Source organism: Variovorax sp. VRV01, from assembly GCF_014852545.1.
GTDB classification, from domain to species: domain Bacteria; phylum Pseudomonadota; class Gammaproteobacteria; order Burkholderiales; family Burkholderiaceae_C; genus Variovorax; species Variovorax beijingensis_A.
Window position 1 is genome coordinate 1 of sequence record NZ_JACVBS010000109.1, and the last position, 209, is coordinate 209.

Annotated in this window: 1 pseudogene; it reads right to left on the reverse strand. The window is 65.1% G+C overall.

The window, feature by feature from the left end:
* A pseudogene (locus tag IB278_RS33775) lies at nt 1-209 on the reverse strand (IS5/IS1182 family transposase); the annotation flags it as partial.

The window sequence follows — 209 nt, forward strand, 5'->3', positions numbered from 1 at the left end:
CCATCGCCTCGCGTGCGCCTTGGCGTTCGAGGTCATCGGCTTGGGCACGTAGGTCGTGATGCCCACCTCCTCGCAGGTCTTTAGCTCCATGCCATTAAAGTAGCCGCGGTCGGCGAGCGCCTGCAGCCTGGTCTTGCCCATCGCCTCGCGTGCTGCCTTGGCCATGTTGCTGAGCTGCGCGCGGTCGTTGCCCTCGTTGGTGACCTCGT